The organism is Halomonas sp. C10-5 (assembly GCF_057169305.1).
In genome coordinates this window covers 2,650,488-2,671,129 of record NZ_CP175665.1, presented here as the reverse complement: position 1 = coordinate 2,671,129, position 20,642 = coordinate 2,650,488, and the positions used below count along the sequence as shown (strand labels likewise).

General features: G+C 65.8%; 17 protein-coding genes. 7 read left to right on the top strand and 10 right to left on the bottom strand.

Going from position 1 to position 20,642, the window contains the following annotated elements; translation table 11 throughout:
- The first annotated feature begins 32 nt into the window (after positions 1–32).
- The 4 genes from ACJ7IV_RS12410 (at position 33) to ACJ7IV_RS12395 (ending at position 5,531) form a co-directional block, all read left to right on the top strand.
- A complete protein-coding gene (locus ACJ7IV_RS12410) occupies positions 33–2,231 on the top strand; it encodes a TRAP transporter large permease subunit (RefSeq protein ID WP_483864658.1) in 2,199 nt (732 codons plus the stop codon).
- 132 nt (positions 2,232–2,363) lie between these two features.
- Positions 2,364–2,750, top strand: coding sequence for a DUF4168 domain-containing protein (locus ACJ7IV_RS12405; protein WP_483864657.1), 387 nt, complete (start codon positions 2,364–2,366; stop codon positions 2,748–2,750).
- A 146-nt stretch (positions 2,751–2,896) separates the two neighbouring features.
- Entirely contained in the window at positions 2,897–4,810 is a 1,914-nt protein-coding gene (locus ACJ7IV_RS12400) for a DUF294 nucleotidyltransferase-like domain-containing protein (protein ID WP_483864656.1), read from the top strand.
- A gap of 1 nt (position 4,811) precedes the next feature.
- Positions 4,812–5,531 (top strand): 3'-5' exonuclease, encoded by a 720-nt coding sequence (locus tag ACJ7IV_RS12395; protein ID WP_483864655.1) that lies wholly within the window; start codon positions 4,812–4,814, stop codon positions 5,529–5,531.
- 114 nt (positions 5,532–5,645) lie between these two features.
- Here the strand turns inward: ACJ7IV_RS12395 and ACJ7IV_RS12390 are convergent, their stop codons facing one another.
- The 5 genes from ACJ7IV_RS12390 to ACJ7IV_RS12370 all read right to left on the bottom strand — a co-directional run bounded on the left by ACJ7IV_RS12390 (position 5,646) and on the right by ACJ7IV_RS12370 (position 11,142).
- A complete protein-coding gene (locus ACJ7IV_RS12390; protein ID WP_483864654.1) occupies positions 5,646–7,319 on the bottom strand; it encodes a BCCT family transporter in 1,674 nt (557 codons plus the stop codon).
- 50 nt (positions 7,320–7,369) lie between these two features.
- Positions 7,370–7,798 (bottom strand): universal stress protein, encoded by a 429-nt coding sequence (locus ACJ7IV_RS12385; RefSeq protein WP_023006121.1) that lies wholly within the window; start codon positions 7,796–7,798, stop codon positions 7,370–7,372.
- Positions 7,799–8,080: 282 nt separating this feature from the next.
- Complete coding sequence (locus ACJ7IV_RS12380) at positions 8,081–8,956, bottom strand: glycine betaine ABC transporter substrate-binding protein (RefSeq protein WP_483864653.1); 876 nt, start codon at positions 8,954–8,956, stop codon at positions 8,081–8,083.
- A 96-nt stretch (positions 8,957–9,052) separates the two neighbouring features.
- Positions 9,053–9,886 (bottom strand): ABC transporter permease, encoded by an 834-nt coding sequence (locus ACJ7IV_RS12375; protein WP_483866585.1) that lies wholly within the window; start codon positions 9,884–9,886, stop codon positions 9,053–9,055.
- Positions 9,887–9,891: 5 nt separating this feature from the next.
- Positions 9,892–11,142, bottom strand: coding sequence for a quaternary amine ABC transporter ATP-binding protein (locus tag ACJ7IV_RS12370; RefSeq protein WP_483864652.1), 1,251 nt, complete (start codon positions 11,140–11,142; stop codon positions 9,892–9,894).
- Positions 11,143–11,495: 353 nt separating this feature from the next.
- Here ACJ7IV_RS12370 and ACJ7IV_RS12365 point away from each other — a divergent pair, with 353 nt between their 5' ends.
- Positions 11,496–11,864 carry a hypothetical protein gene (locus ACJ7IV_RS12365; protein WP_483864651.1) on the top strand — a complete coding sequence of 123 codons (369 nt, stop codon included), beginning with the start codon at positions 11,496–11,498 and terminating at the stop codon, positions 11,862–11,864.
- A gap of 105 nt (positions 11,865–11,969) precedes the next feature.
- The gene (locus ACJ7IV_RS12360) at positions 11,970–12,377 is read left to right on the top strand and encodes a hypothetical protein (protein WP_483864650.1); all 408 of its coding nucleotides are present in this window, start codon (positions 11,970–11,972) and stop codon (positions 12,375–12,377) included.
- A 114-nt stretch (positions 12,378–12,491) separates the two neighbouring features.
- Here ACJ7IV_RS12360 and ACJ7IV_RS12355 read toward each other — a convergent pair whose 3' ends face one another.
- The 5 genes from ACJ7IV_RS12355 to ACJ7IV_RS12335 all read right to left on the bottom strand — a co-directional run bounded on the left by ACJ7IV_RS12355 (position 12,492) and on the right by ACJ7IV_RS12335 (position 18,506).
- Positions 12,492–13,901: a sigma-54-dependent transcriptional regulator gene (locus tag ACJ7IV_RS12355; RefSeq protein ID WP_483864649.1), complete on the bottom strand. Its 1,410-nt coding sequence runs from the start codon at positions 13,899–13,901 to the stop codon at positions 12,492–12,494.
- Positions 13,898–15,340, bottom strand: coding sequence for a sensor histidine kinase (locus ACJ7IV_RS12350; protein WP_483864648.1), 1,443 nt, complete (start codon positions 15,338–15,340; stop codon positions 13,898–13,900). The genes ACJ7IV_RS12355 and ACJ7IV_RS12350 overlap by 4 nt, the downstream gene beginning before the upstream one ends.
- Before the next feature lie 51 nt (positions 15,341–15,391).
- The gene (locus ACJ7IV_RS12345) at positions 15,392–16,543 is read right to left on the bottom strand and encodes a PQQ-dependent sugar dehydrogenase (protein WP_483864647.1); all 1,152 of its coding nucleotides are present in this window, start codon (positions 16,541–16,543) and stop codon (positions 15,392–15,394) included.
- Between the two features lie 105 nt (positions 16,544–16,648).
- Entirely contained in the window at positions 16,649–17,527 is an 879-nt protein-coding gene (locus ACJ7IV_RS12340) for an AEC family transporter (RefSeq protein ID WP_483864646.1), read from the bottom strand.
- A 70-nt stretch (positions 17,528–17,597) separates the two neighbouring features.
- The gene (locus tag ACJ7IV_RS12335) at positions 17,598–18,506 is read right to left on the bottom strand and encodes a LysR family transcriptional regulator (protein ID WP_483864645.1); all 909 of its coding nucleotides are present in this window, start codon (positions 18,504–18,506) and stop codon (positions 17,598–17,600) included.
- Between the two features lie 180 nt (positions 18,507–18,686).
- On the opposite strand from ACJ7IV_RS12335, the gene ACJ7IV_RS12330 reads away from it, so the two are divergent.
- Positions 18,687–20,642: a ligand-gated channel protein gene (locus ACJ7IV_RS12330; RefSeq protein ID WP_483864644.1), complete on the top strand. Its 1,956-nt coding sequence runs from the start codon at positions 18,687–18,689 to the stop codon at positions 20,640–20,642.

Here is a 20,642-nt window from a genome sequence, read left to right as displayed (position 1 = left end):
CCGGGAGGTGATGGCACCGCGGAGGAGTTTTCATGAATTTCGAGATCAATTTCGTTCTGCCCCACTGGCTCTATTGGTCGGTGCTGATTTTCCTGCCCCTGGTGGTCATGTTCTTCGTCGATCGCAGCTTCCGCCGCGGCGGCAGCATCGACGGAGGCGAGATCGCCGAGGTGCCCGCCGGCGAGGAGGTCGAGGTCGGCTACCAGCCCCCGGGCAACCTGTTCACGGTCGTCATCGACCGGGTTTCCGGCTTCTTCGGCCGCTACGTGGCCTACTGGTCGCTGGTCGCGCCCTTCGTATTCGCCTACGAAGTGCTGATGCGCTACGCCTTCAACTCGCCGACCAACTGGGCCCACGAGTCGATGACCCTGATGTTCGGCATGCAGTACCTGATGGCCGGCGCCTTCGCCCTGCGCGAGGGCGGCCACGTGCGCGTGGATATCCTCTACCAGCGTGCCCGGCCGCTGACCCGGGCGGCCCTGGACCTGCTGACCTCGGTGTTCTTCTTCATCTTCACCCTGGCCCTGCTGGTGACCGGCTGGAAGTTCTTCTCCCAGTCGGTGAGCGACCAGCTCTTCTTCGGCTCGAGCTACGCCAACGAGGTCTCCTTCACCGAATGGGCGGTGCAGTACTACCCGGTGAAGTTCATGCTCTTCTTCGGCGCGCTGCTGCTGCTGCTGCAGGGTATCGCCCAGCTGATCCGCGATTTCCAGTCCTTCCTTCACCACCGGGCACGGGATGAGCGGGGGCAGGGCTTCCCCAACCTGCTGGTGGCCCTCGGCGTGGTGCTGGCGGCATGGACCCTGTTCGAGATGGTCAATATCGCCACCACCGACTACGAGAGCCTGACCGGCAGCCTGGAGAGTGTGCTGGCCAATGTCGGCATCGGTGGCCTGACCCTGGTGATGTTCGGGACTTTGATGGTGGTGCTGGTGGCAGGCCTGCCGCTGGCCTTCGTCACCGGCGGCCTGGGCGTGGCCTTCCTCTACCTGGTCGGCAGCCAGGACATGCTCAACCTGATGCCGTCGCGCATCTTCCCGATGATGACCAACTACCAGCTCTCGGCCATCCCGCTGTTCATCTTCATGGCCTCGGTGCTGGAGAAGGCGGGGATCATCGAGGAGCTGTTCGATGTCGTCTACAAGTGGATGGGTGGCCTCAAGGCGGGTCTGGCCATCGCCACCGTCATCGCCTCCACGCTGCTCGCCGCCATGGTCGGCGTGATCGGGGCCGCGGTGGTGACCATGGGCCTGATCGCCCTGCCGGCGATGCTCAAGCGTAACTACAACCCGGAGATCGCCATCGGCTCGATCATGGCCGGCGGCACCCTGGGCATCCTGATTCCGCCCTCGATACTGGCCATCATCTACGGCGTCATCGCCCAGCAGTCGGTAGGTGAGCTCTATCTCGGTTCGCTGCTGCCCGGCCTGCTACTGGCTTTCATGTATGGCTTCTACTGCTGGATGCGCGGCACTCTCAACATCAGCATGGCGCCGCCGATGCCGGTCGAGGATCGCGTCGACATGAAGGAGAAGCTGCGCCTCTTGCGCAACATGCTGGCGCCCATCGTGCTGGTGGTGCTGGTGCTGGGCATCATCTTCACCGGCATCGCCACGCCAGTGGAGGCGGCCGGCATCGGCACCTTCGGTGCCCTGGTGGTGGCCGCGATGCACAAGCGCCTCACCTGGCCCAACCTGCACGCGGCCTGCATGACCACCCTGGTCGCCTCGGCGATGGTGATGTGGATCATCTTCGGTGCCAGCATCTTCGTCGGCTTCTATATCCTGCAGGGTGGCCAGACCTTCGTGCAGGAGCTGATCTCCGGCGCGGGCCTCGGCCCCTATGCGGTGCTGGCGCTGATGATGGTGCTGCTGGTGGCGCTGGGCATGTTCCTGGACTGGGTGGGCATCCTGCTGCTGGCGGTGCCGATCTTCGTGCCGCTGATCAAGGGGCTCACCTTCGATGGCGTGTTCGGCCTCCCCGGGGTGGATCCCGCCGACGTCTCGCTGTGGTTCGGTGTCATCTACCTGGTCAACATGCAGATGTCCTTCCTCAGCCCGCCGTTCGGCTATGCGCTCTTCTATATCAAGGGGGTGTGCCCACCGCATATCACCATGGCGCAGATCTTTCGCTCCTCCTTCCCCTTCCTGGGACTGCAGGCGCTGGGACTGCTGTTGGTGATCCTGTTCCCGGCGCTGGTCACCTGGCTGCCCAACCTGGCCTACGGCTGATGGGGCTTGCCACGCAAAAGAGGGCGCCTGCGGGCGCCCTCGTTACGTTCCGACACAAAACGATCTGAACTCCCCGGGACGAGGGTCGTCACAGTGGGGCACATACACGATGCAATATCCTTGGAGGTATCTATGAAACGCATGACTGCCCTGTTCTCTGCCGCCCTGCTCAGCGCCGGCCTGATGTCGGCCACCGCACACGCGCAGGAGGACTCCGCAGCCAATGCCGCCGAGCAGCCCCAGGCCGCCGCCCCGGCCCAGGACTTCTCCGATGCCCAGCTCCAGCAGTTCGCCGATGCCTCTCAGGAGATCGCGGTGCTGTCCCAGGAGTACACCGAGCGCCTGCAGTCCGCCGAAGGTGAAGAGGCCCAGCAGGAAGTTCGCATGGAGGCCAACGAGGAGATGGTAAAGGTGGTCGAGGAGAGCGGCCTCGACGTGGATACCTTCAACGCCATCGGCCAGGCCATCCAGCAGGACCCCGAGATGATGCAGCGTGTCCAGGAGATGGCCCAGTCGTAAGCCGCTCCTGAGACGACGCCGACACCCATCGGCATTCGACGGCCACCCTCCGGGGTGGCCGTTTTCGTGGGGAGCATCAAGGCGCTTTACAGCGACTCGGCAAGCTTCCAGACTTGGCGAAAACGAGCGGCGACGGGAGAGCACGCATGGAAGTGGAATGGCTGGAGATTCGCCAGCATATGGGGCGCTTCCCGCCCTTCGACGCGCTCTCCGACGAGCTGCTCGACGAGATCGCCGGCCAGGTGGAGGTGGCCTACTACCGCGCTGAGAGCGATATCTTCGTCGCTGATCAGGAGGTCGACGTCCTGGGCTATGTGCGCAGTGGTGCGGTGGAGGTGCGGCGCCGCAACGGCGACCTCTATGATCGCCGCGGCGAGGGGGAGATCTTCGGCCACTTCAGCCTGCTGCGGAACTACAAGGTGCGCTTCCCCGTGCGCGCCCTGGAAGACAGCCTGATCTATTTTATCCCCGACGCCGTCTTCCAGCGCCTGTGCGAGGAGGATGAGCACTTCGCCGATTTCGTCGAGGTGGAGCGCCCGCGTCTCGAGAGTGCGGTGGAGCAGCAGAAGCAGCAGAACGACATGATGATCACTCGGGTGCGCAAGCTGCTCACCCGCTATCCGCTGATGCTGGAGGCGCGCACCACGCTGCAGGAGGCGGCCGGCCAGATCAGCGACTTCGGCGCTTCGGCGGTGCTGGTGCTGGACAGCCCCGGCGACAACCCGCGCTATACCTTCCGCGACAGCGAGGAGCGCGCCTGGCAGGTGCGCGGCATCCTCACCGACAGCGACTTCCGCCGCACGGTGGCGGAGGGGCGACCACCCGATACTCCCATCGGCGAGGTGGTGGGTGACCGGTTGGTGGCGATCCAGTCCGACGAGTCGGTGCACGAGGCGATGCTCACCATGTTGCGCAATAACATCCACCACCTGCCGGTGATGCATCGCCGCAGCCCGGTGGGCATCGTGCACCTCTCCGATATCATCCGCTACGAGACCCACTCCAGCCTCTACCTGGTCAGCAATATCTACAGCCAGTCCACCGCCGAGGGGCTGGCCAAGCTGGCGCCGGACGTGCGCGCCGCCTTCGTGCGCATGGTGGAGGACGGTGCCGACTCGCGCATGATCGGCAGCGCACTCTCCACTATCGGGCGCAGCTTCACCCGCCGCCTGCTGGAGCTGGCCGAGGAGGAGCTGGGGCCGCCCCCGGTGGCCTACTGCTTCATGGCCATGGGCTCCATGGCGCGCAACGAGCAGACCCTGGTCACCGACCAGGACAACGCCCTGGTGCTCTCGGACGACTTCGATCCGAAGACCCACGACGACTACTTCCTGGCGCTGGCCAAGCGGGTCAGCGATGGCCTGGCGGCCTGCGGCTACAGCTACTGCACGGGCGACATCATGGCCACCAACCCCCGTTGGCGCCAGCCGCTGTCGGTGTGGAAGGGCTACTTCCAGGAGTGGATCCGCGACCCGACCCCGGAGCGCCTGCTGCATAGCTCGATCTTCTTCGACCTGGATGCGGTGTACGGGGAGAACGCCTACGTCGAGCAGCTTCAGGACCTGATCGCTACCCAGGCCCCCCAGAGCCGACTGTTCCTGGCCGCCATGGCCCGTAATGCGCTCAACCGTACCCCGCCGTTGGGCTTCTTCCGCACCTTCGTGATGGAGAAGGATGGCAAGCACAACAACTCCATCAACCTCAAGCGGCGTGGCACGGCCCCGCTCACCGACCTGATCCGCGTACACTCCCTGGCTTGCGGCTCCCGGGCCCAGAACAGCTTCGAGCGTCTCGACGATATCGACCAGACCCAGCTGCTGGCCCAGGGGGTGAGTGCCAAGCTGCGCCATGCGCTGGAGTTCCTGACCATGGCGCGGATACGCCACCAGGTGATCGATATCCAGCACGAGCGGACACCCGACAACAATATCGAACCCGAGAACGTCAGCGACAGTGAGCGCCATACCCTCAAGGACGCCTTCCAGGTGCTGAGCAACGCCCAGAAGTTTCTTAAGTTCCGCTACCCTGTGCCGCCCGCCGCCGAGCGGCGGAGGCGCTAGGATGACCATGGGGCGCAGGAAGCAGGCGGCACCGGGCTGGCCGGAGTATCTGGCCGACCGCGCGGGCCGGGTGAGCCATCCGCTGCTGGCCGACTTCTTTTCCGCCGGCTGTCCGGCGGCCGACACGCCCATCGGTGAGGCGCCGCTGGTGGCGCTGGATATCGAGACCACCGGCCTCGACCCGCGTCGCCATGCCATTGTCAGCATCGGCATGGTGCCCTTCAGCCTGGCGCGTATTCCGCTGCGCGAGGCGCGCTACTGGGTGCTCAAGCCCTATCGCGAGCTCACCGAGACCTCGGTGACCCTGCACCACATCACCCATGACGAGGTGGAGAATGCCCCGGACCTGGTTGAGGTACTGCCCGAGGTGCTGGAGGTGCTGAAAGGGCGCTTGGCAGTGGTGCACTATCGGCATATCGAGCGCGGCTTCTTCGATGCGGCCGTCAAGAACCGGCTGGGGGAGGGGCTGCTGTTTCCGGTGATCGATACCATGTCGCTGGAGGCGCGGCTCTACCGCCAGTCGCTGTGGGCACGCTTCAGGCGCTGGCTGGGGCGCCCGCCGGTATCGATCCGCCTGCAGGCGAGTCGCGAGCGTTATGGCCTGCCCCCCTACCAGGGGCACCACGCCCTGGTGGATGCCCTGGCCACCGCGGAGCTGCTCCAGGCCCAGGTGGCCAGTCGCTTCTCGGCGGAGACCCCGCTGAGCGAACTGTGGAGCTGAGCACCTCGAGCGCTGTTCATAGGCTTTGCCCATAAGCTCGACCCATAACGCAGCGAGGCGGCCCGAAGGCCGCCTCGCTGCGTCTTGCTGGCTGCTTGCCAGCCCGGGGCCGATCTACTTGGCCTTGGGCTCGCTCATCAGTCCCTTGACGATGGCGTAGCAGCCCACCAGCAGCACCAGGGTGAAGGGCAGGCCGGTGGTCAGTGCCGCCGTCTGAAGCGCGCCGAGGCCGCCACCCAGCAGCAGGGCGATGGCGATGGCACCCTCGATCAGCGCCCAGAACACACGCTGGGGCTTGGGGGCATCGACCTTGCCGCCGGCGGTGATGGAGTCGATCACCAGCGAACCGGAGTCCGACGAGGTGATGAAGAACACGACCACCAGCACGATGCCGACGAAGGAGGTGATGGCGCTCAGCGGCAGGTGCTCCAGCATGGTGAACAGCTGAAGCTCCAGGGCGGCGTCCTGCACCTCGGTGATGCCGGAGCTGATCACCTGGTCGATGGCGGTGGTACCGAAGGCGGTCATCCATACCACCGAGGCCAGGGTGGGTACCACCAGCACGGCGATCAGGAACTCACGCACGGTACGGCCGCGGCTGACGCGGGCGATGAACATGCCGACGAAGGGCGACCAGGCGATCCACCAGGCCCAGTAGAAGGCGGTCCAGCCCTGGCTGAAGTTGGCATCCTCGCGCCCGAAGGGCATCGAGAGCGCCGGCAGGTTCTTCACATAGCCGAGCAGGTTCTCGAGCACGCCGGTGGCGATCATCAGGGTCGGGCCCACGGCGATCACGAACACCAGCAGCAGCAGGGCCAGGCCCATGTTGAGCTGTGACAGGCGCTGCACGCCCTTGTCGACGCCGAGCATGATCGAGCCCAGGGCGACGACGGTGATGCCCAGGATCAGCAGCACCAGCGTGACGTTGTTGTCGGGAATGTCGAACAGGTAGTTGAGACCGGCCGAGGCCTGGGTCGCCCCCAGCCCCAGCGAGGTAGCCAGGCCGAACAGGGTGGCAAACACCGCCAGGATATCGATCAGATGGCCCGGCCAGCCCCAGATACGCTCACCCAGCACCGGGTAGAAGATCGAGCGCATGGTCAGCGGCAGGCCCTTGTTGAAGGCGAAGATCGCCAGCGACAGGCCCACGATGGCGTAGGCACCCCAGGGGTGCAGGCCCCAGTGGAAGATGGTGGCGGCCATGCCCAGCGAGATGGCGGCCTGCTGGTCACCTTCGGCACCGCCCAGCGGGGCCCAGTCGGTGCGCAGGCCATCTTCGCCCATGGTGATGCCGCCCATGGCGGTGCCATAGTGGCCCAGCGGCTCGGATACACCGTAGAACATCAGGCCGATGCCCATGCCAGCGGCGAACAGCATGGCGAACCAGCCGGGATAGCCGAAGTCCGGCGTGGCCTTGGCGCCGCCGATGCGGACCTTGCCCATGGGGGTGAAGATCAGCACCAGCGCCAGGATCACGAAGACGTTGGCACCGAGCAGGAACACCCAGCTCAGCTTGGTGGTCAGGAAGCTGAACATGCTGTTGAAGATCGGCTCCATCTGAGCCTGCATGGCCAGCGTCAGGATCACGAACAGCAGGATCACGATCGACGAGACCATGAAGACCTTGCCGTGCAGATCCACGTCGATCCCCATGGGGGAAGCGGTGATGTTGTCCTGACCGATCACGTAATCCGTGTCGATCAGGTTGGCTGCCCCCTCAGGGGCCGGAATCCCCTCGGAGCCGCCATTCGGCTCCTGGGGCTTGTCATCGTTGGTCTGGTTGGCCACGAGACGTCTCCCTTGCGGTTATCGATGTACGCAGTTGTGTGTCGTAGCGGTTATTCACCGGCCCCCGGACGTACCAGGAATACCGAGGCCTTGGTGTGCGTTGCCACCTTGCCGCCGTGGGACGGCATGATCACGTCCAGATGCTTGGGCGGATGGGTCGGCATCACCACCAGGTCGGCACCCACCTTGTCGATGGCCTCGATCAGGTCGTCGTCGAGGTCGGCGATGGGGTCGGGGCTGACGATGGTGTGGGTACTGACCGGCTGACCATGCACCGCGGCACGCTTCTGGGCGAAGGCCTCCAGCTTCTGGGAGAACTCCTCCGGGGTGCGGGCCACGCTGCCCGGGGTGTTGGCGGTGATGCCCACGTAGCAGACCTCGGCATCATAGTGCTTGGCCAGGTCGGCCACCGTCTGCAGGGCGGGCTCGATCACCTCGATATGGGCGAGGTCGATCGGCACCATGATCTTGCGATACATCACGGCATCTCCTTGTCGTTGCGATGAGTGGGGCGAGGCGGCGCCCTGAGCAAGCGTGTCCTTTACAGCAAGGGACACTCGAAGCGTAGTCGCTCTCTGGCGGACAGTGCTTCAACGCATCACGCTTGTTGTACGCGAACTGTACACCAATGATGAAGCTGGCGCAGGCGAGCTCCGGCGAGCCCGCGCGATGCAGCATAGCTTGCATGTCAGACATGAAGCAGGGGAGCCACTCGCGTGGCTCCCCCGGGAAGGCGCGGCCTCGGCCGCGGTCAGCCAGGATCAAGAGGCGGCGTCGAGCCACTCCTGGACCTGCTCCTGGTTCTCCTCGACCCACTTCTGGGCGTTCTCGTAGGGGTCGGCGTCCTCTTCCTGGTTCATGAGCATGACTTCGCCCATGTCCTCGGGAGTCCACTCGAAGGCATCCAGGATGGCATAGGCCTCCGGCATCTCCTCTTCGAGGCCCTGGCGTACGATGGTGTGGATCTGCTCGGCGCCGCCATAGACGTTCTCGGGATCCTCGAGATACTTGAGGTCCCAGCGTGCGAACTTCCAGTGCGGGGTCCAGCCGGTAACCACCACGTCTTCCTCGTTCTCGATGGCGCTGGCCAGGGCCGCGGTCATGGTGGCGCCGCTGCCGCTGCGCAGGGCCAGGTCGAGGTCATAGGTATCGACCACCTCTTCGGTCAGGCCCATGATGCCGGCGCCTGGGTCGATGCCGATGATCTCGCCGTTGAACGAATCGGCGTGGTCATTGAGATCGGCGATGGAGTCCACGTCGCTGTAGGCCGGCACGACCAGGCCCAGCTTGGTGCCATCGAGGTTGGGGCCGAGGTCGTTGACCTTGTCGCCCACGCGCTCCAGGTAGTCGGCGTGGGTGGTGGGTAGCCAGGCGGCGACGATGGCGTCGGCATCGCCGGTGGAGACGGCCTGCCACATGGCGGCGGCGGAGAGCGAGGTCATGTCCACCTCATAGCCGGCCTGCTCGAGCACGGCGCGCATCACGTTGGTCGAGGCCACTTCGGAAGACCACTCGACGTAGGCCAAGTGGACGGTGCCCTTGTCCTGGGCCTGGGCGGCGCCGGCGGTCAGGGCGGCGCCGGTGGCCAGTGCCAGGCCGGCGAGACGGATTCGACGGTTCAGCGGGTGCTTCTTCATCGTGTACCCCTTCTCTTTGTGTTCATTCAATCACTCTGGAGGTCATGAAAGACCTTTTCAAGGTGCGGCCTCAATGCCCGCACCCTGTTCTTGAACTTACGACTTGCGCTCCTTGCGCAGCGACTGGGTCAGGCGGTCGAGCAGCATGGCCAGTATCACCACGGCGATGCCCGCCTCGAAGCCGTCGCCCGGGCGCAGGCGCTGGATGGCGCGCCACACCTCGCTGCCCAGGCCGTCGGCGCCGATCATGGCGGCGATCACCACCATGGAGAGGGCCAGCATGATGGTCTGGTTGATGCCGGCCATCACCGTGGGCAGGGAGAGCGGCAACTGTACCTTGAACAGCTTCTGGCTACGGGTGGCGCCGTAGGCGTCGGCGGCCTCGATCAGCTCCCCCGGCACCTGGCGGATGCCCAGGGTGGTGAAGCGAATCGCCGGCGGCATGGAGAAGATCACCGTGGCGAAGATCGCCGACACCGAGCCGATGCCGAAGAAGGGAATCGCCGGGATCAGGTAGACGAAGGCCGGCATGGTCTGCATGAAGTCGAGCACCGGCATGATCAGCCGGTAGAGCCGCTCGGAGAGCGCCGCAGCGATCCCCACCGGCAGGGCGATCACCACCGCCACCAGGGTGGCGATCACCACCAGGGTGAGGGTCTCGATCATCGGGTCCCACAGGCCCAGGTTCCAGATCAGGGCAAGTCCCAGGGCGGCACCGATGCCCAGGCGCAGGTTCGCCACCCACCAGCACAGGCCGACGATGATCAGCAGCAGGCCCCAGGGGGGCAGCCACATCAGGGCGTCGTTGAGGCCGTCGATGCCGGTCTGGGTCACCCGGGAGATGCCGCGGGTAACGATGGAGTACTCGCTGGTCAGCCAGTCAAGGCCACCCTCGATCCACTGGCCGAGCGGAATGCTAGGAATCTCGATCGCCATCACTGTTCTCCTGCCGCTGCGCTGTCGGTATCTGCATCTGCCGTGGCGTTCTCCTCGGCGGCCTGGGCCAGCTGGTCGAGCACGGCACCCTTGACCACCACGCCGAGCAGGCGCTCGTCGTCATCCACCACCGCGATGGGGAAGCTCTTCTCGCTGAACATGGCGAAGAGGTTGTGCAGCGGCTCCTCGGGCCCGACCTTTCGGAAGTCCTGGGTCATGGCCTCGCCGATGGTGTCGGCGCCCTGTCGGGCCGCCTGTTCCGCGGCATCGACCTCGAGCAGGCCCAGCAGGGTGCGGTCGCGGCGGGTGACGTAGATGGAGTCGAGGTTGTGCTCGTGCATCTTGCGCAGGGTGGTGCGCGGGCCGTCGCCCTCGCGGGCCACGGCGCGCACCTTGCGCATGGCGTGTTCGGCGGTAAGGATCCTGGACATGTCCACGCCTTCCACGAAGCGCTTGACGTAGTCGTCCGCGGGGTGGGTCAGGATCTGCTCCGGGGTGCCGATCTGCACGATCTCGCCATCCTTGAGCAGGATGATGCGGTCAGCGATGTTGAGCGCCTCGTCGAGGTCGTGGGTGATGAACACCGTGGTCTTCTGCATGTGGCTCTGCAGCTCCTGCAGCTCCTGCTGCATGTCGCCGCGGATCAGCGGGTCGAGCGCCGAGAAGGCCTCGTCCATCAGCAGCACCGTGGAGTCGTTGGCCAGTGCCCGGGCCAGGCCCACGCGCTGCTGCATGCCACCGGAGAGCTGGTTGGGATAGGAGTCCTCCCAGCCGTCGAGGCCCACCTGCTTGAGCGCCTTGCGGGCGATCTCGGCGCGCTCGGCCTTGTCCACGCCGCGGATTTCCAGGCCGAACTCGGCGTTCTGCTGCACCGTGCGATGGGGGAACAGCGCGAAGTTCTGGAACACCATGGAGAAGTGGCGGCGACGGCACTCCAGCAGCGCCTTGTCATCCAGCTCCGGGATGTTCTCGTCGTCGATGACGATCTCGCCCTCGGTGGGCTCGATCAGCCGGTTGAGGCAGCGGATCAGGGTCGACTTGCCTGAACCGGAGAGCCCCATGATCACCAGCAGCTCGCCTTCGTAGACGTCGAAGTTGATGTTGGAGAGGCCCAGCGTCTGGCCGGTCTTCTCGTGGATCTCGGCGCGCGTGAGGCCCTGGTCACGCAGTTCGAGCCCCTTCTTCGGGTTGCTGCCGAAGACCTTGCTCAGGTTGCGAACCCGAATCTTGACGTTTCGGTTCTCGTTCATTGGATAGCCTTCTTGTCAGCCCCTGGCGTAACGCAAGCAGTGCATGAAACACGGTGCCGGCGTCGCACAGGTTGGCATGCGGAAGCGTTGACGGTTGCGAAAGGCCCTCTACCCTACGTTTTTTTGAATGATCATTCAAATTAAAAACCCGGGATGTCGAAGGGCTGCACGATGGCGCAAGGATGACCCATGTGTCGAATCTGACCATCCGGCAGGCCTCGGTCAGCCGCACCTTCTGCAACCCATTTTATTTATAAGATATTGATTTTTGGTGAATGTTAGTTTTTTTGGCAGAGTCTGGCACGCTGCCTGCTTGGTGTTGGGTGAAGTCCAGATGACTCAGGGAGCAAGCGATGAGTGACCAACAGCTGAATCGAGACATGCCCCGCAGGACGCGACGGCGCCGACTGACGAACCTCGCCGCGATCGCCGTCCTGGGGCTTGGCAGCCTGGCCCTGGCCGGCTGTGGCAATGGAGAGGAGGAGTTGCCGCCGATGGATGAGCCGGCCGGCGAGGAGTCTTCCTCCATGGGCGGCGAGATCAGTATGGAGCAGGAGTCGAGCATGAACAGTGAGGATCCTGTCATGCAGCAGGACCAGGCTCAGCAGGACCAGACCATGGACCAGGAGTCCAGCATGGACTCTCAGGCGGCTTCCGGTGAAACGACTTCCTTTCCGGAGTCGTCCGGAAGCCAGGAAGACGACGACCAGAGCGCTAACTGACCGCTATCTCTCATCGGTGACCGGCCTACCGGACAGCCGCCGGTCACCCTCCGGGCAAGCCATGCCCGATCCACCCTCGATCTTCATGAATGAAGGAGGTGCAAGATGATGTCCAAGGAAACCCTCAAGAAGCTCGGTATCTTCGGTGTCTCGTTCGGCCTGATCGCAAGCCCGTTGGCCTTCGGTGACATGCACGAGGACCCTGCCACCCAGCAGGCGGACCCCGCCGCCGCTGACCCGATGGCCGACCCGAACGCCCAGGGTGACCCGGCCGTGCCGGGCAGTGACCCCGCGGCCCAGAGCACCGATTCCGCCGCCGACCCCGCGACCCAGCAGGCGGACCCCGCTGCCGGCGACCCGACTCAGGACCCCGGCTTCGGTGACGGCCCCGAGGCGATGCCCGGCGCCGACGACCCGGCCGCCGGCGGTGAAGAAGAGTACGAGAACGAGGAAGAGGAGGCGCCCTGGGACGAGGAGGGCGACGACAGCGAGGATGAGGAGCAGGGCTGGTAAGTCCACTCGTCCACTCCCCGTACACATGCCATTCCCCGACCGTTGTATCGTGTTCCCCTCTGAACGGCCCGGCATGTGACCCCTGGCCCCCGCTGCGGCGGGGGCCCTTTTTGGCTACTCCTCCTCGAGGCGACGGTAGAGGGTGCGCCGGGCGATCCCCAACACCTCGGCGGTGCGCCGCTTGTTGCCGCCCGTGGCTTCCAGCACCTTGCGGATATAGCGCTTCTCCACCTCTTCCAGGCTCGGCCAGTTCGCCCGCGCGGCCGCGTTCGCCAGCGCCCCCTCGACTCGGGCCTCATGGCAGTGGCGTCGTTGGGCCTCGCCCTGATCGCGGATCCGCTGGGGCAGGTCGGCGTGGCAGAGCTGGCCCGCCTCGGCCAGGGTCACCGCCCGCATGATGGCGTTCTCCAGCTCGCGCACATTGCCCGGGTAGGTGTAGCCGAGCAGGGCCTTCAGGGCGGCGGGCTCGATCCGCTGGATGTGCTTGCCCTGCTGGCCGGCATGCTTGTCGATCAGCGCCGGGATCAGTCGCTCGATGTCACCCTCCCGCTCGCGCAGCGGCGGGATGCGAAGAGAGAAGGTCTCCAGGCGATAGAAGAGGTCGCTGCGGAAGTGCCCCGCTTCGATCTCCTCCTCCAGATGTCGATGGGTGGCGGCGATGATGCGCACGTCCACCGTTTCCTCCCGTTCGGCGCCCACCGCCCGCACGCTCTTCTCCTGCAGGGCCCGCAGCAGCTTGGCCTGCAGGGCGATGGGCATCTCGCCGATCTCGTCGAGGAACAGGCTGCCGCCCCGGGCGGCCTGGAAGAGCCCCTGGCGGGACTCGTCGGCACCGGTGAAGGCGCCCTTCACATGGCCGAAGAACTCGCTCTCCATCAGTTCGCCGGGAATGCTGGCACAGTTCACGGCGACGAAGGGACCGTCGCGACGCGGGCTCTCGGCATGCACGGCCCGCGCCATCAGCTCCTTGCCGGTGCCGCTCTCGCCGAGCAGCAGCATGGGCGCATCGCTGCCGGCCAGCCGGGCGGCGTCGTGGAACAGCGACTGCATGGCCTCGCTCTCGCCGACGATGCCGTGGAAGCTGTTTGCCGCCCCGTCGCTGGCCAGGCGCGAGGCCAGCCGACGGCTCTCCAGCACCCGGTAGACCGCCTCGCGCAGCCCCTCCAGGTCCAGCGGCTTGGTCAGGAAGTCGTCGGCGCCCTGCTTGAGTGCCTCCACTGCCTGGTCGATGGTGCCGAAGGCGGTGATCACGATGAAGCCCAGTGTGCTTCCCTCGCGGCGCAGCCGCTCGAGCAGCTGCATGCCGCTGATGCCCGGCAGGCGCACGTCGCTGATCACCAGGGCCACCTCGCTGTGGCTGAGCGTGGCCAGGGCCTGCTCGGCACTGGTCGCGGTGAGGGTCGCGTAGCCGGCGTCGGCCAGCTCCTCCTCGAGCAGCTCCAGGATGGCCGGGTCGTCCTCGACGACCAGCAGGGGCAGGGCCGGCGTGTCGCGTTCCGTTTCTGGCATGGCGTGTCCGTTCATGGGGTGGTGTCCTCGAGTGGCAGCACGATCTCGAAGCCGGCGCCTCCCAGCGCGCTGTCGAAGGCGCCGATGGAGCCACCGTGATCGTTGATGATGCGATGGACCATGGAGAGCCCGAGGCCACTGCCCTGGCCCACGGGCTTGGTAGTAAAGAAGGGGTCGAAGACCCGGGGCCGCACGGCCTCCGGAATACCGCAGCCGTCGTCCTCGATGGTCAGGCAGAGGGCGTCGTCGCGACGGTGCCCCGTGAGCCGTATTCGCCGGACGCCCTCGGCCTGGGCGGCATTGCGCAGCAGGTTGGTGAGGACCTGGACCAGCTGCTGGCCATTGACCAGCAGCATCAGCGGCGGCTCCGGCAGCAGCGGCTCGAGGCGAATGTCGCGCGCCTCGAGGTCGGCCTCGACCAGTTGCCGGGCGTCATGGACCAGGTCGTCCAAGGCGAACCGCTCCTTCTCGACATTGTGCTGGCGCCCCAGGTCCATCAGCTGGCGCACGATCTCGACGATGCGCTGTACCTCGCCGCGGATGCGCGCCAGGCGGCGCTGTTCGTCCTCGCCGATACCATCGCGGCGCGCCAGGCGCTGGGCCTGGCCCTCGATCACGGTAAGTGGCGTGCCGACCTCGTGGGCCACGCCGGCGGCCAGCACGCCGAGCTCGGCCAGCTTGCGCGACTTGCGCAGGCGCCGCTCCAGCTCGATCTCGCGCTGCTGCCGGGCCTCGATGTCGGCATCCTTCTCGGCCAGGGCGTCGAGCATATGGTTGAGGGCCAGGCCGAGACGGCGGAACTCGTCCAGGCCGTGGATCGTCGCCCGTTGGCGGCGCTCGCCCTGGGTGACCCGCTCCATCACCTTGAGCAGCTGTCTCAGCGGTCGCTCGATATGGCGTCGGAACATCCACCAGATGCCCAGCACGATGCCCGCGGCACCGATGCCGAAGGCGACCAGGGCGACCTGGCTGAGAAAACCGGTGTAGTTCTCGATACCCGTATTGAGACGGTTGACCTGCAGTACGCCGAGGATATTGCCGTCGGGGGAGCGCAACGGCACCAGGGTCGAGAAGTAGGTTCTGCCCTCGTCGTCGTGATAGTCACTGCGCATCTCGCTCGCCTCGGCGACGGCCTGGAGCTCCTCGGCGTCGTAGAGCGTCTCGCCGAGCCCCAGGCCATGGATCTCGTTGCCCTTGATGTCGAAGACATAGGCGCCGTAGATGCGGTTGTAGGAGAAGGCCGACCGCAGGGTCTCCTGCAGCGACTCGGGGCTATCGCGGGAGAGGGCATAGCCCAGGGAGGTGCCGATGGCACGGCTGATGGTCTGGACCTCGGTCTCCAGCTTGGAGCGTACGTTGTCCTCCAGCGACTTGATGGCTACAAGGCTGAAGACCATCAGCACCAGGAAGAGCGGCACGATAACCGTGACGATGATCAGGTTGCGCAGGCGCATGGGGGATCCCTGGGGTCGTCAGGGCCGCGTCCGCTGCGGCCCCTGTCGTGACTAGTCGGCGGGCACCAGGCGGTAGAGTGCGCCACGGGCGGAATCTTCGAGCAGATAGATGGCGCCGTCCGGGCCCTGGCGCACGTCGCGGATGCGGCCGATCTCGCCCTCGAGGATTACCTCGCGCTCGACCACGTCGTCGCCGTCTAGCGCCAGGCGTACCAGGCGCTCGCTGGCCAGGCCGCCGGCCAGCAGGTGGCCCTGCCAGGCGGGGAAGGTGTCGCCACTGACCTCGGTGAGGCCCGAGGGCGCGAAGCGTCCCTCGAAGACATGCAGCGGGTCACGCATGCCCGGGGCGCTGTCGCGACCGATGGGCTCGTTGGTGGCGTAGTCGTTGCCGCGGCTCACCACCGGCCAGCCGTAGTTCTCGCCGCCCACCAGGCGGTTGAGCTCGTCGCCGGTGCGCGGGCCGTGCTCGGTAGACCAGATGGTGCCGTCGGCGGCGACCGTGAGCCCCTGAGGGTTGCGGTTACCCATGGTGTAGAGCTCGTCGAGCACCGCGCCGTCGGCGACGAAGGGGTTGTCCTGGGGCACGCCACCGCTCTCAGTTAGGCGCAGCACGCTGCCGGCGTGGTCGCCGCCATCCTGGGCCCGAGGCGGTTCGCGGCCGCGGTCGCCGATGCTCATCAGCAGGCTGCCGTCGGGTAGCCAGGCGAGCCGCGAGCCGTAGTGGCGGCCGGGGTCGGAGAAGCGGTCCTGGACGAACAGCGTCTCGACGTCGGTCAGGGTGTCCTCGGCCAGGCGGGCGCGGGATAAAGTGGTGGCGCTGCCGCTGCTCCCGGGCTGGCTCCAGGTGAAGTAGAGCCAGTTGTCCTCGCCCTCACCGCTGCCGAAGTCGGGATGCAGGGCCAGGTCGAGCAGCCCGCCCTGGCCGCGGGTGCTGACCTCGGGCACGCCGTCGAGGCGGGTGACCTCCCCGGCCTCTTCGATGCGAGCCAGGCGTCCGGGGCGCTCGCTGACCAGCAGGTCACCATCCGGAAGGAAGGCCAGCGACCAGGGGTGTTCGAGCCCCGTGGTGATCCGCTCCAGGCGCAGTTCGTGGTGGTCGCTCTCGAGTCGTTCGACCAGCGTCTCGGCGGCCGTGGCCTGGCCGCCGAGGGCGAGTCCGCCCGCAAGCAGCGCCGCGGGCAGTCGGTACAGAGTGGCAGGCATGGCGTATTCCCTCTTCCGGTTGTGGGCCCAATTTTGTGGGCTTGCCTCAACAGGATAGGGACTCCGGCAGGAGAGCGGTGTTCCCTGTCGCCATCCGGGGACGGCCTACATCAGCCAGGCCAGCAGGATCGGCAGGTAGATCAGCGACAGCAGAGTCGAGCAGAACACCAGGCTCGCCACGTACTCCGGTTCGCGGCGCGCCTTCTGGGCGAAGAGGTAGTTGAACACCGCTACAGGCATGCTCATCTGCAGGATCAGGATGCCCTGGGCCAGGGGTGGCAGATCGAGCAGGGTGCCGATGCCCCAGGCCAGCGCCGCGGCTACCGGGATGCGCAGCAGGCTGAAGCCGACACCGGACTTGAGGCTGCGGACCTGGATGCTGGCCAGCGAGACCCCCAGGGTGATCAGCATCAGCGGCACGGTGAAGCCCGAGATCAGGTCGACGCTGTTGGCAAGCCATAGGGGCAGGGCGGTATCGGTAAGCAGCAGTGCCAGCGAGATGGCAATGGCGTAGACGGTGGGGGTGCGTGCCAGGGTGCGCAACGGATTGCCGCCGTTGCTGGCCATCACCGAGCCCAGGGTGAACTGGAACAGCGATACCGTGACCATCACCGTGATGCCGTAGGCGAAGCCGGCGCTGCCGAAGGCGTAGAGCACCACCGGCAGCCCCATGTTGCCGGTGTTGGGGTACATGGCCGGGGCCAGCAGCACCCGCCAATCCTTGCCCAGCAGGCGTGCCAGCGGCCAGGTCATCGCCGCCATGGCGCTGATCACCAGCGCCGTGGCTAGCATGGTGCGCCCGAAGCTGCCGGCATCGATCTCGGCGCCGGAGAGCGAGGCAATTACCAGTGCCGGGGTACCGATGTTGAAGACCAGCCGGGTGACGAACTCCACCGGATAGGATTGGCCCAGGCGCACCCAGGTAAAGCCCAGACCGGCGCCGGTGAGCACCGGTGCCATCACGGCGAAGAGTTCGGCAAGCATGTGGTCGTCCCTGAGGCTAAGAGCGGGCGACTATTGTCGGAAGCGGCGGCCGGCCTGGCAAGGTGGCCGCTCAATGGTGCAGCCGCCAGGCGTCGGGCACGGCCCGGCGCAGACAGTCGAGCAGGGCGTTGACCCGGCGTGGGCGCTGGCCGTAGGGGTAGAGCAGGGTCACCGCCAGCGGCATCGGTCTCCACGCGGGCAGGCAGGCCACCAGTTCGCCGGGATGGTGGGCCTCGCGGGCGGCTACGATCCACTCCGGCAGCACCCCGATGCCCTGGCCGCGGGCGATGGCATCCACATGCAGCACCGGCAGGTCGACCCGCAGCCGTGAGCGTGGTGGACGGAAACAGAAGGCGCCCCGCTCGGAATGATGCAGCGTCAGCCCCGCGTGCGTGGTGCCCAGCAGGTCGATCCAGGGATGGTGTGCGAGTGCCTCGGGATGTGCCGGTGCCCCGTGGCGTGCCAGATAGTCGGGGCTGGCATAAAGATGACGCGAGAGGCGCCCCAGCGGCTCCGTCCTGAGGCCGGCCTCGGTGGGTACCTCGCCCAGCCACACCTGTACGCACTGGCTCTCCGGCGAGCACTCCGCTTGTTCACGCGCCTGCAGGGTCAGCTCCACCTCCGGATGGCGTGCCAGGAAGTCCTCCGCCACCCCCGCCGCCCAGCTGCGCGCCAGCCCGCAGTGCACCCCCAGGGTGAGGCGCCCGCGCACCGCCTCGGAGAGGTCGGCCAGCGCCTCGCGACTGCGGCTGGCCAGGCGCAGCATATCGCGGCAGTAGTCGTGGAACAGCAGCCCCGCCTCGGTAGGAATCAGGCGGTTGGCCTGGCGACGCAGTAGGGGCTGGCCGAGCCGGCTCTCCAGCTGGCTGATACGCCGACTGAGGGTCGACTTGGCCAGGCCCAGCTCCCGCGCGCTGCGGGTCAGGCTGCCCGAGGCCATGATCGCGTCGAAGGCGGCCAGCTCATCGAAGTCGTGCATGGTGGTGTGAGCAATGCTCTCAGTAGTGGGAGGTAAGCATAGTATTACAAGTAGTAACTATTTGCATTAGCGTTGCTTTTCATGGAACGTAGCGTTCCCCCTCGAGGGTGAGAGTTTGTGAAAGAATATCAAACGATAATAATTTGTATTCATCGCAAGCCAAGGACCAAGGAGAACCCCATGTCTCGCCCCCTGCCGCTCACCCTCTTGACGATAGCCACAATGGCCGCTTCAACCGGAATGGCTTCTGCCCAGGAGGCCAGTCAGCTGGATGATGTGGTGGTCACGGCTGCTGGCTATGAGCAGCAAACCCGGAACGCTCCGGCATCAATCAGCGTGATCACACGCGAGAATCTGGAAGGCCACGCCTATCGTGACATCACCGATGCGCTGCGCAATGTGCCGGGCCTGACCGTCACTGGCGGCGGGTCATCCCAGGACATCAGCATCCGCGGCATGGGCGCCAAATACACCCTGCTCCTGGTCGACGGCAAGCGCCAAGGCTCGCGGGAAACACGTCCCAACAGCGATGGTCCGGGCATCGAGCAGGGCTGGATGCCGCCGCTGTCGGCGATCGAACGCATCGAGGTGATCCGCGGGCCGATGTCGTCGCTGTACGGCTCCGATGCCCTGGGCGGCGTGATCAACGTGATCACTCGCAAGGTACCGCAGGAATGGGGCGGCGAGGTCTCGACCAGCATGACGATCCAGGAAGGCTCCGCCTCAGGCGACGAGCACAACAGCCGCTTCCACGTCGCCGGCCCGCTGGTTGCCGACCGTCTCGGCCTGCAGGTCTACGGCCAGTACGACCAGCGCGACGAGGATGCCATCATCGGCGGCTATGCTGACCAGCGCTTGGCTAGCGGTACCGCGAAGCTTAGCTGGACCCCCGATGACACCCATGAGATCGGCCTGGAGGCGGGCTATAGCCAGCAGCGCCGAATTACCAACCCTGGCGAGTCAGTGGCGTTGGTGGGAAATCGTGGACCGAATGAGCGCTCCGAGCAGGAATACGACCGGCGCCACGTCGCAATGAGCCATGCTGGACACTTCGCCTTCGGCAGCACCACCAGCTATATGCAGCAGGAAGAGATCGATAACCCCTCGCGGGACATGAACTTCCGCAGTACCGTGCTGGATACCAAGGCGGTGCTGCCGCTGGGCGCTCATATGCTGACACTGGGTGGCCAGTACGAGGATCAGCGCCTCCAAGACGGTGGCAACGAGTCCGAGACGTCGAACCTGAGCGAGTTGGAACGGTATCGCTGGGCCCTATACGCCGAGGACGAGTGGATGCTGACCGAGGACTTCTCGCTGACTGGCGGCGTTCGTCTCAACGAGGACGAGCAGTATGGCAGCCACTGGTCACCTCGCCTCTACGGCGTCTGGCACTTGGATGGCCGCTGGACTTTGAAGGGTGGCGTGTCCTCCGGCTTCCGCGCGCCTGACCTGCGCCATACCAGCCCCGGCTGGGTTCAGGTCAGCCGTGGTGGCAACGTCTACGGCAACCCGGATCTGGAAGCGGAAACCTCGCTCAGCCAGGAGTTGGGGCTGCACTACGCCGGCGACAACGGCTTGGTGAGCGGACTGACCCTCTTCCATACCTACTTCAAGGACAAGATCACCCGGATCACCTGCCCTACATCCGTATGTACCGATGGTGTCAACCAGTTCGGCTCGGATCCAACCTACCGGGTCAACGTCGACGAGGCGGTGACCCAAGGCGTTGAGTTCTCACTTACCGCGCCGCTATCTGACAGCTTGGACTTGAGCGCCAGCTATACCTACACCGACTCCGAGCAGAAGAGTGGCGAGTACCGGGGTGAGCCGCTTACTCAGCTGCCCAAGCACCAGGTCTCCGCATCGCTGGACTGGCAAGCCACCGATCGCCTGAACCAGTGGACTCGCCTGACCTACCGTGGCGAGGAAAGCCAGCCCAATACCGGCCCCTCGCAGGACTCCATCGTTGCGCCGTCCTACACCTTCGTGGACGCCGGTATCGGCTATCAGCTGACCCCGCAGACCACCCTGAATGCCGGTCTCTACAACCTCTTCGACGAAGACATCACCGAGGACGAGTACGGCTACGTTGAGGATGGTCGCCGCCTCTGGCTGGGTATCAATGTCGCATTCTGA

What these genes read in the sequence shown, in the direction of transcription:
- ACJ7IV_RS12410 (WP_483864658.1), top strand. Translation starts at nt 33, where the DNA reads ATGAATTTCGAGATCAATTTCGTTCTGCCCCACTGGCTCTATTGGTCG.
- ACJ7IV_RS12405 (WP_483864657.1), top strand. Translation starts at nt 2,364, where the DNA reads ATGAAACGCATGACTGCCCTGTTCTCTGCCGCCCTGCTCAGCGCCGGC.
- ACJ7IV_RS12400 (WP_483864656.1), top strand. Translation starts at nt 2,897, where the DNA reads ATGGAAGTGGAATGGCTGGAGATTCGCCAGCATATGGGGCGCTTCCCG.
- ACJ7IV_RS12395 (WP_483864655.1), top strand. Translation starts at nt 4,812, where the DNA reads ATGACCATGGGGCGCAGGAAGCAGGCGGCACCGGGCTGGCCGGAGTAT.
- ACJ7IV_RS12385 (WP_023006121.1), bottom strand. Translation starts at nt 7,798, where the DNA reads ATGTATCGCAAGATCATGGTGCCGATCGACCTCGCCCATATCGAGGTG.
- ACJ7IV_RS12380 (WP_483864653.1), bottom strand. Translation starts at nt 8,956, where the DNA reads ATGAAGAAGCACCCGCTGAACCGTCGAATCCGTCTCGCCGGCCTGGCA.
- ACJ7IV_RS12370 (WP_483864652.1), bottom strand. Translation starts at nt 11,142, where the DNA reads ATGAACGAGAACCGAAACGTCAAGATTCGGGTTCGCAACCTGAGCAAG.
- ACJ7IV_RS12365 (WP_483864651.1), top strand. Translation starts at nt 11,496, where the DNA reads ATGAGTGACCAACAGCTGAATCGAGACATGCCCCGCAGGACGCGACGG.
- ACJ7IV_RS12360 (WP_483864650.1), top strand. Translation starts at nt 11,970, where the DNA reads ATGATGTCCAAGGAAACCCTCAAGAAGCTCGGTATCTTCGGTGTCTCG.
- ACJ7IV_RS12355 (WP_483864649.1), bottom strand. Translation starts at nt 13,901, where the DNA reads ATGAACGGACACGCCATGCCAGAAACGGAACGCGACACGCCGGCCCTG.
- ACJ7IV_RS12350 (WP_483864648.1), bottom strand. Translation starts at nt 15,340, where the DNA reads ATGCGCCTGCGCAACCTGATCATCGTCACGGTTATCGTGCCGCTCTTC.
- ACJ7IV_RS12345 (WP_483864647.1), bottom strand. Translation starts at nt 16,543, where the DNA reads ATGCCTGCCACTCTGTACCGACTGCCCGCGGCGCTGCTTGCGGGCGGA.
- ACJ7IV_RS12340 (WP_483864646.1), bottom strand. Translation starts at nt 17,527, where the DNA reads ATGCTTGCCGAACTCTTCGCCGTGATGGCACCGGTGCTCACCGGCGCC.
- ACJ7IV_RS12335 (WP_483864645.1), bottom strand. Translation starts at nt 18,506, where the DNA reads ATGCACGACTTCGATGAGCTGGCCGCCTTCGACGCGATCATGGCCTCG.
- ACJ7IV_RS12330 (WP_483864644.1), top strand. Translation starts at nt 18,687, where the DNA reads ATGTCTCGCCCCCTGCCGCTCACCCTCTTGACGATAGCCACAATGGCC.